We start from the raw sequence: 9129 nt of genomic DNA on the forward strand, positions 1-9129 counted from the left end.
TAGTTTATCAGAATCGATAAAAGTAAACCCGGGAATTATCTGTTTATCTTTTGCCTTCCGATAGGGAGCAGAAAAACAGGGATCCCGGGCTTTTTGGCATGTCGGAAAAGAGAAGAGGTGCGGGGGCTTATTAGTATACTGGTGTTTATTAGTGTACTGGTGTTTATTAGTGTATTGGTACTTATTAGTGTACCGGCGTATATTAGTGTATCGGGGCGGTGGACTGGCCTTGTCTGAGTACTGGCAGGGTGGTGTAGGTTTGTACGAGCAGAGAAGGGTTTTTTAGTTTGCGCAGCAGCATTTCGGCGGCCTGGACGCCCAGATCATAAACGTCGATATCAATGACTGTCGGTACCGGATCGATGATGGAGGAATAGGGATAGCTGTCGAAGGTCAGGAAGGCGGCCTCATCGGGAATGTGCAGCTGTCTTTCATGGAGGGCTTTGACAACTCCCAGGGCGAGCATATTGTTTTCACAGATGATGGCTCGGGGAGGTACGGGCAGTGAGAGAAGTTGATGCGTTTGGCGGCAGGCGTCTTCCCGGGTGGAATCCGTGTAACGGATATATTCGTCAGGTATCCGGTAACCGTAATCATACATGCCGCCCAGGAAACCGTTCAGGCGCTGGGTGGAAATGTGATCGGTCTTCCGTTCGCCGATGAAGGCGACTTTTTCATAGCCGCATTCCAGCATGTGCTGGGCGGCAAACTGTCCGGCCAGGCCGTTGTTCGTATCGATCCAGCACATGCGGCTCCCGGGGCCGGGATGGCCGATGTGGATGTGGGGAAAACGGTTTTCCGTAAGCAGTCTGGCGAGCTGGGGAAAGGAACAGGAACCGTGGATGAGGATGCCGTCGGCGATCCCGTTCACAATCAGCCCGGTGAGATATTCCTGCGGATCCGGCGTATCGGGTAAATCCGTCAGCATCAGTGTGTATCCGTTATCCGCCAGCGTGCGGCGGACTCCGCATAAAATGTCAAACATATGCGGGTTGCGGTAGGCCTCTTCTTTTTTCAGGCTGGATAAGAAGAGGATGTTATGGGAAGCTCCTTTGGCAAAGCTGACGGCCCTGGCATTGGGCGTATAATGCAGCTTTTTGATGGCTTCATGTACCCGGTCGCAGGTTCCGGGAGAAATGGAACTCCAGTTGTTGAGCACCTTGGAAACGGTGGAGGTGGAAACACCGGCTTCCTTTGCGACATCACGGATTGTTACAGGCATGGGCTCCTCCTTGTGAAAAAGTGATAACTTTAAATTTATAGTATAGCGGTTTCCTAACAAAGTCAACGGAGTTTTCTGAAAACGATAGAAAAAGGGACTGATAAATGGTATAAATGAGTTAAATAAATGGTGCGCACCATTATTTGGGACAAATTATAGCTTTTCAGGGATTTGCCGGAGAAAACAGTTTATTTTAATTAGGAAAGCGGTTTCGTAAAAAGGAGGACATAGAATGAAAAAGACATTGTGTTATCTTCTGACCGGAGTGATGGCGGCAGGGCTGCTTGCAGGCTGTGGTCAGAAAACGCAGACAGGAACGGAGAATACGCAGCCAAAAGATACGGCGGCCGGACAGACCGAGGCTTCGGCACAGACGGAGGAGCCTTCACAGGAAGAGGCGTCCGGGCAGCAGGAGCCTGGCGGGGCGGTCACCCTCACCGCATGGCATGACAACGATGAAGCGATGATGAATGCGCTTGCGGATGTGGTGAATGAAGCGCTTGCGGGAGATAATATCACGCTGAAGTTTGAAAAGAAAAGCGATGTGAGCAGTCAGATCAGGCTGTATGGGACGGATGCGGAGAACGGCCCCGATATGTATTTGTTCGCCCATGATTCCCTGGGAAGCTTTGCGGAAATGGGAATCCTGGAGCCGGTGGGAAACTTGATCAGCGCGGAAAAGGAAGCGGATCTGATTCCCATGACCATAGAGGCCGCAACCTACAAGGGAGAGCAGTACCTGATGCCGGTATATTACGAAACCGTGCTGTTTATGTATAACAAGGCACTGTGGGAGGGTGAGGTACCTTCCACTACAGAGGAGCTCTATGATTATATGGAAGCCCACACAGATACGGCGGCCGGGACCTATGCGTTGGTGAACCAGCATTCCAATACCTATAATGTGGCGCCTTTTATCAACGGCTTTGGCGGCTATGTGATCGATAAAGACGGGAACCCGGGCCTGAATGCGCAGGAAACGAAGGATGCCATCACCTATAATAAGAAATTCGCCATGCTCCAGGCCGACGGGGATTACAATACGGTCACCGCTTTATTTAATGAAGGAAAAGCGGCGGCTATCATAGGCGGGCCCTGGCTGGTATCCGGAATCAAAGAAGCGGGTATTGATTTGGGAATCAAGGCCCTGACTGATTTTACGCTGCCGGATGGCAATCCGATGATTCCCTATTCCGGGGTTCAGTGTATCGGTGTCCTGAAATATGCGGCTGAAAATAAGAAAGAGGCGGTTGAGAAGGTACTGGAGGTCCTTGCCGGGACTGAGGCCGGAGTTACGCTGGCAAAGGGCTTCAACTGTGCGCCGGCTAACAGCAGGGCCTATGACGATCCGGACGTGGCGTCCAATGAGATGATACTCGCCATGAAGAAGAGCGCCGAAAAAGCGGTGCCCATGCCGAACATACCGGAGATGAGCGTGATGTGGGGGCCTGCGGAATCCCTGCTCGCTGCGGTCAACAAATCCGGTGAGGATGTGGATACGGCGGCTGAGAAATACCAGAAGGAGGCTTTGACCGCTATCCAGGATATGAAATAAGCAGGAAGGCGTCTTTGCGCTTTTCCTGAAGTATCCGGCCGGTGATGGCCGGCCGGAACACCAAACAGAAGGGAAGAGAAAAAAGTGAAGAAAGGGAAGCAAAGTGTTCAGGGGAAGCAGGGGCTTCCGGGAAAACAAGGCATTACCGGAAAACACGGAAATACCTGGAAAAAACTGGTGCGGCCGTGGGGCTACAGCCTTCCGGCCATGATACTGATTGCCATGATTGTGCTGTTCCCCATCCTTTATACGGGGTATATTTCCTTTACCAATATGAATCTTTATCATTGGACGGACTATTCCCTGATCGGTGCACAAAATTATACAAGGGCCCTTTTGAAGGTGGATTCCGGTTTCCTGACTGCCCTTGGGACGACGATTCTGTGGACAGCTGTCAATATGGCGCTGGATATGGCGATCGCCTACGTGCTTGCCGTGGCCCTCAATACAAAGGGGCTGAAAGCACGGCGTATCTACAAGACGCTGCTTATTTTTCCATGGGCGATGCCGGCTTACGTTTCCATTCTGGTATGGCGCGTAGGAATGTATAATACGGAATTCGGGCTCCTGAATAAACTTCTGGTGGCCTTCGGATTTGATAAAGTGGACTTTCTATCCAGAAATGTGCCGGCTTTTATTTCCTGTATGGTTTTAAACCTATGGATGTCGCTTCCCTATATGATTCTGATGATGGACGGGGCGCTGCAGAGCATAGATCAGAGCATGTATGAGAGTGCCGTGCTGGACGGCGCCAATCTGTGGCAGAAGAACAGGTATATCACCATCCCTTCCTTAAGGAAAATTATGGCGCCTGCGGTGATTATGACGACCTTTATCACCTTCAAGCAGTTTGATATCATCTATCTTCTCACCATGCAGAAGGGTTCCGTGACCGGGTCCACCCTGCAGACCATCATCACCTATGCTCATCAGAATGCGTTTGTATCCAATAATTACGGATTATCCGCCGCTGTTTCCATGATCATTTTTATCATCATTATCCTGTTTTCCTTCTGGACAAACAGGATACAGAAGGAGGAAAAGGTATGAAACGGTCTGTCAAAAGAACGCTCGGCCTTGCGGCGTTAAACTTATTTTTCATCAGTATCTGCCTGATCGGCCTTGTGCCTATCCTCTATGCATTCCTGCTTTCCGTCAGCAGCGGGAGTGGGGCGCTGACCACAGGGCTTTCCATTCTGCCTGAAAAATACACACTGGACAATTACCGGACTATTCTTGTGGAAAAGCCTTTTTTGAAATGGCTTTACAACTCTGTTGTACTGAGCGTGGGAACGATGGTGCTCGCCATGGGAACAAGCGTTACGGCTTCCTATGCTTTTTCCAGGTTCCGTTTTCCCGGCAGGGCGGCCGCCATGCAGATACTGCTTCTGCTCAACGCCTTCCCTCAGATATTGTCCATGTTCGCCATCTTCAGGCTGTTTAAGCTGCTGAACCTCCTCAATTCCCATGCAGGACTGATTTTTATCTATTCCGGGAGCATGTGTATTTTTTCCATCTGGAATATGAAGGGATATTTTGACTCCATTCCCATTGAGATTGAAGAAGCGTCCAAAATTGACGGGGCGGGCAATCTGACGCTGATAGCGAAAATCATACTGCCGCTGGCCCGTCCGGCCATTATCGTGACGGCGGTTATGGTATTGATTTTCGTCTGGAATGAATACCTGTTTGCCACCACCTTTATGCTCAGGGAAGAGAGCTATACGCTGGCAGGCGGGCTGTATCAGCTCCAGGCAAACGATTACAGCCGCAGCTGGCCGCTGTTTTCGGCAGCCGCCATTTTAGTATCGGTGCCGATTCTGATCATTTTCTTCTGTATACAGAAGTATATGGTGTCAGGACTGACCGCAGGCGGTGTAAAGGGCTGAAAAAAGGAAAAAGATAGGAGAATATAAAATGAACAGAAGTGCGGTTGCGCACATCCCGGCGTCCCAGTTCGCGTTTGCCCGGTCGGAGGATACATTCACAGTCCGGCTGAGGGCGGCCAAGGGGGACCTGGATTCGTGCACGCTTTTTTATGGGGACAGAGCCTGTCCCGAATCACCGGTCCGCTTTACATCGGAAAGGATGCAGAAGCGTTATAGTGATGAATTATTTGATTTCTATGAAGTGACCATCAGCCCGTGTCCCAGCCGGATCTGCTATTATTTCGGGCTGGAAAAGGGAGAGGAGCACGTCTGGTATTATGCCGACGCCTTCCATCAGGATATGCCGGATCTGATAATGGACGACGGCTTTGTGGTCGAAGGAAGAAGTGAATACTACCAGTACCCCTATATCCTGCGCTCGGAAATCGTAAAAGCCCCGGAGTGGTTTCTCAATGCCGTTGTCTATAACATTTTCCCGGACAGCTTTGCAGACGGAAAAAGGTGCCTTACCTGCGGGCAGAAGGAACAGCAGGCACCTCATGGCACGGTAAGCAGGAGCCGTCTGGGCGGCACCATAAAGGGCATTATGGAAAATCTGGATTACATTCAGGAACTGGGATTTACCTGCCTGTATCTGAACCCGGTTTTTCAGGCCGGAGAATACCACAAATACGACATAGTGGATTATTTCCATGTGGATCCCTGCATGGGGACGGATGAAGATTTCCTGGCCCTGACAGAAGCCGTTCATGAAAGAGGGATGCACATTATCATTGACGGCGTGTTCAACCACTCCAGCTGGTATTTCCCTCCCTTTGACGATGTAGTCAAAAATGGAGAAAAATCCCCCTATACGGACTGGTTTTACGAACTTTCCTTTCCCGTGGAACGCCCGGAAGAAGGTGAAACACCCGGCTATGCCTGCTTTGCCTATGAACCCAAAATGCCGAAGCTCAACACCGCAAATCCCGAGGTACAGAAATACTTTGCCAAAGTAGGACGCTATTGGATCGAAACATTCCATGTAGACGGCTGGCGTCTGGATGTAGCAAACGAAGTGGATAAAAACTTCTGGCGCACTTTCCGTTCAGCCGTCCGCCAGGCGGATCCAAATGCCGTTCTGATCGGGGAGGTCTGGGAAAACGCACAGGACTGGCTGAAAGGCGATATGTTCGATTCCGTCATGAACTACGATTTCAGAAAACACTGCAGGGATTTTTTTGCCCTGGAAAAAACAGCCGCGGATGAATTCCTATGGGCAATGACCGACATGCAGCTCCGCTACCCCTTCCAGGTGACCGCCGCACAGCTCAACCTGCTGGACAGCCATGACGTAGCGCGTTTCCTGGGATTATGCAAAGACGACTACGACCGTTGGCAGACAGCCTTCCTCTACCTCTGCATGGCCCCCGGCGTACCAAGCATTTTCTACGGAGATGAAAAGAAACTCACCGGCATCCGCGAATCAGAATACAGACAAGCCATGCCCTGGAAACAAAATCACACCGATTCCGAAACCTTCGTAAAAGAAGTCCTTCGCATCCGCAAAGACTGGATATCACCTGAAGACGGTTGGCGTACAATCCACGCCGGACACAAAGACCGCCTTCTGGTCTTCGAACGATACGGCGCACACACCATACGCATAATAATCCACCTAGGAGAAGCCCCCGCAGACACAGACCCCTTCCTTCAAGGCGGACAGATCCTCCTCCTCAAAGGAGCACTATCCCACATGCTAACCCAAAACGGCTTTATCATATTACTAATGCGATAAAATTATTCTTTTTAAGCAATAAAGTTCCGCTTCCCGACCTGTCAGAATCCCCTGCCCTGTGCGGGCTGTCCCTAGTGCCCCTCGGTTTTGCTGTGCGGCCTCTGCGCTGCAAGGATTCCTGTAAAGGCCGTATAAACACGCCGGTCCTTACGCTGCGTCCTGTGCAGCGTTAGTACCGCTGCGCGTTTATACGGCCTTTACAGGAATCCTTGCCCGTCTCTTATACCCATCTACATGCGTTAACGAGCACGGATAATCAACTGGGAAGGCCGCCGGGCAAGAATTGAGCTTTCCCATGACATGTTCAGCACCGAGTATAAGCTGGCCCAGAAGGATCAGGAAAGGGATGCTCTTCTGAGCTCCATACCAGGAGGAATTTTCCGTCTGGACGGCAGGGATATGAGTACTGTGCTGTGGTACGGCTGCAATTTTCTGGATATGATTGAATACACCGGAGAACAGTTTCAGAAAGAATTGGGCTCCCGGTATGATTTTATTCATCCTGATGATAAAAATAAGTTGGACGGGATTCTTCAGGAGGTGAAAAAGAGCGGGAGGAATACGGTGGAGGAACTCCGTATTATCACCCGTTCCGGCGGCACACGGATTCTTACGTTCACTTTAAGCTATGTGGACGAGGAAGAAAGCTGGGATGATATTCCTTCTTTTTACAGTCTTTGTATAGATGTGACGGCCGAACGCATGGAACAGAAGCGTCAGAGGAAGGCGCTGGAGGAGGCTTATGATGCGGCCAGGGTGGCAAATGCGGCCAAGACCAATTTCCTTTCCTCCATGTCCCATGATATCCGGACGCCGATGAATGCCATTATGGGTATGGCCGTTATTGCCCAGGCCAACCTGTATACGCCGGAAAAAGTACAGGACTGTCTTTCGAAGATCAATATATCCAGCAGGCATCTGCTCAACCTGATCAATGAGGTCCTGGATATGTCCAAAATTGAGAGCGGAAAAATTGATTTGACCTGTGAAACCGTATCCTTCCCGGAGCTTCTGCAGGATGTCATGGATATGTGCCGCCCTCTGATTGCGGAAAAGCATCAGGAATTCATGATTAGCGCGGCCCAGGTGAAGCATGAGAAGGTAGTATCAGACAGGGGGCGTCTCCAGCAGATCTTTATGAACCTGCTTTCCAACGCCATTAAGTATACGCCGGAGGGAGGAACTATCAGCCTGCGGATACGGGAAATGGCATCTGTTGTGGAGGGCAGGGGACAGTATGAATTTGTCATCACGGACAATGGAATCGGAATTTCCGAGGAATTCAAAGCCCATATTTTTGAACCTTTTTCCCGTGCGGAGGATTCCAGAATCAGCAAAATCCAGGGTACGGGGCTGGGAATGGCTATTACGGACAATATTGTGCGCATGATGAACGGCACCATTGAGGTGGAAAGCACGCTGGGGGAGGGAAGCCAGTTTGTGGTCTCCCTGCCTCTGGATCTGTGTGAGGAAGAGGAAGAATGCGACGGCAGGCTGGAGGGCCTTCCGGTTCTTGTGGTGGATGATGACCGGATTGTATGCGAAAGCGCCTCCGCCCTGCTGAATGAACTGGGGATGCGGGGATATTGGGTGCTTACCGGGCAGGAGGCCGTCTGCTGCATCGTGAAGGCACATGAAACCGGAGATGATTTTTTTGCCGTGATACTGGACTGGAAGATGCCGGGAATGGATGGCCTGGAAACGGTCAGGGTAATAAGGGAAAAGCTGGGTCCTGACGTTCCCATCATCATCATTTCGGCTTATGATTATTCCGACATTGAAGAAGAATTCAAGAAGGCCGGAGCGGATGCATTTATAACAAAGCCTCTCTTCAAGTCTAAGATGCTTCATGTCCTGCAGCTGTTCTGCCAGACTCTGAATACGGATACGGCTGTGGTGCATCCCTTTAAAAAAGGGCATCCCTCTTTTGAAGGAAAAAGGATTCTCCTGGTGGAGGATAATGAGCTGAACAGGGAAATCGCAGAGGAACTGCTGCAGATGCAGGGCTTTGTGGTGGATACTGTGGAAAACGGCCGGTATGCCGCGGAGCAGTTCGGGAATTCCGCGCCGGGAACATATGCCTGTATCCTGATGGATGTGCAGATGCCCGTCATGAACGGATATGAGGCGACCAGGGCAATCCGCACAATGGAACGGGAGGATGCGGGAAGCATACCTATTATCGCCCTGACGGCAAATGCCTTTGCCGCGGATATGGGGAAGGCGCGCAGCGTCGGAATGAGTGATTATATTGCAAAGCCCATCGATGTGGGAAATCTTACGGATACGTTAAAGAGATGGCTGAGGTAGTGTAATAACCCAAACTTCGCCCACGCCCCTGTCCCCTCCGGCCAGTGCTTTTGGGACTGCCGTTCGCTCCGGCTCCCTCTCCTTCCCGCTGCCGGCCAGGCAGGGATCCTTGCAGGGGACGCTTTCGCTCGGATAAACACGCAGCGGTACTAAGGCCGCAAAGTACGCGGCCTAAGGACCGGCGAGTTTATACGCCCCTTACAGGATACCTGTGTTAAAAAAATCTAGATGGGTATAAGGGACAGGAAGAAAAGAAGAGGAAATAAAGGGTATCAATTATCTGTTGGAACGGAAGGTGGACGGAATTATAGTATTTCCGGTAGGAAAGCAGTCAGATTATCAGGAGCTTAAAATCAACATCCCGGTTATTTCTATT

The 9129-nt window shown here is 50.8% G+C and carries 6 protein-coding genes; 5 read left to right on the forward strand and 1 reads right to left on the reverse strand.

Annotation, left to right across the window (positions count from 1 at the left end):
- Positions 1 to 202: 202 nt before the first annotated feature.
- Positions 203 to 1222: a LacI family DNA-binding transcriptional regulator gene (locus BLA28_RS26020; protein WP_069157066.1), complete on the reverse strand. Its 1020-nt coding sequence runs from the start codon at positions 1220 to 1222 to the stop codon at positions 203 to 205.
- Between the two features lie 232 nt (positions 1223 to 1454).
- Between BLA28_RS26020 and BLA28_RS26025 the strand changes: the two genes are divergently transcribed.
- From BLA28_RS26025 to BLA28_RS26045, 5 genes are all read left to right on the forward strand, one after another.
- Positions 1455 to 2777: an extracellular solute-binding protein gene (locus BLA28_RS26025; protein WP_069157067.1), complete on the forward strand. Its 1323-nt coding sequence runs from the start codon at positions 1455 to 1457 to the stop codon at positions 2775 to 2777.
- A gap of 84 nt (positions 2778 to 2861) precedes the next feature.
- Complete coding sequence (locus tag BLA28_RS26030) at positions 2862 to 3827, forward strand: carbohydrate ABC transporter permease (RefSeq protein WP_081329954.1); 966 nt, start codon at positions 2862 to 2864, stop codon at positions 3825 to 3827.
- On the forward strand, positions 3824 to 4666 hold the full coding sequence (locus BLA28_RS26035; RefSeq protein ID WP_069157068.1) for a sugar ABC transporter permease: 843 nt from the start codon (positions 3824 to 3826) through the stop codon (positions 4664 to 4666). The genes BLA28_RS26030 and BLA28_RS26035 overlap by 4 nt, the downstream gene beginning before the upstream one ends.
- A gap of 28 nt (positions 4667 to 4694) precedes the next feature.
- Positions 4695 to 6443 carry an alpha amylase N-terminal ig-like domain-containing protein gene (locus BLA28_RS26040; RefSeq protein ID WP_069157069.1) on the forward strand — a complete coding sequence of 583 codons (1749 nt, stop codon included), beginning with the start codon at positions 4695 to 4697 and terminating at the stop codon, positions 6441 to 6443.
- Positions 6444 to 6743: 300 nt separating this feature from the next.
- On the forward strand, positions 6744 to 8753 hold the full coding sequence (locus BLA28_RS26045; protein WP_071699655.1) for a PAS domain-containing hybrid sensor histidine kinase/response regulator: 2010 nt from the start codon (positions 6744 to 6746) through the stop codon (positions 8751 to 8753).
- Positions 8754 to 9129 lie beyond the last annotated feature (376 nt).

Origin of the sequence: Eisenbergiella tayi (genome assembly GCF_001881565.1) — a bacterium.
Lineage (GTDB): Bacteria > Bacillota > Clostridia > Lachnospirales > Lachnospiraceae > Eisenbergiella > Eisenbergiella tayi.

Coding starts and splice junctions, on each gene's coding strand:
- BLA28_RS26040 (WP_069157069.1), top strand. CDS start 4,695: ATGAACAGAAGTGCGGTTGCGCACATCCCGGCGTCCCAGTTCGCGTTT.
- BLA28_RS26045 (WP_071699655.1), top strand. CDS start 6,744: ATGTTCAGCACCGAGTATAAGCTGGCCCAGAAGGATCAGGAAAGGGAT.
- BLA28_RS26035 (WP_069157068.1), top strand. CDS start 3,824: ATGAAACGGTCTGTCAAAAGAACGCTCGGCCTTGCGGCGTTAAACTTA.
- BLA28_RS26020 (WP_069157066.1), bottom strand. CDS start 1,222: ATGCCTGTAACAATCCGTGATGTCGCAAAGGAAGCCGGTGTTTCCACC.
- BLA28_RS26025 (WP_069157067.1), top strand. CDS start 1,455: ATGAAAAAGACATTGTGTTATCTTCTGACCGGAGTGATGGCGGCAGGG.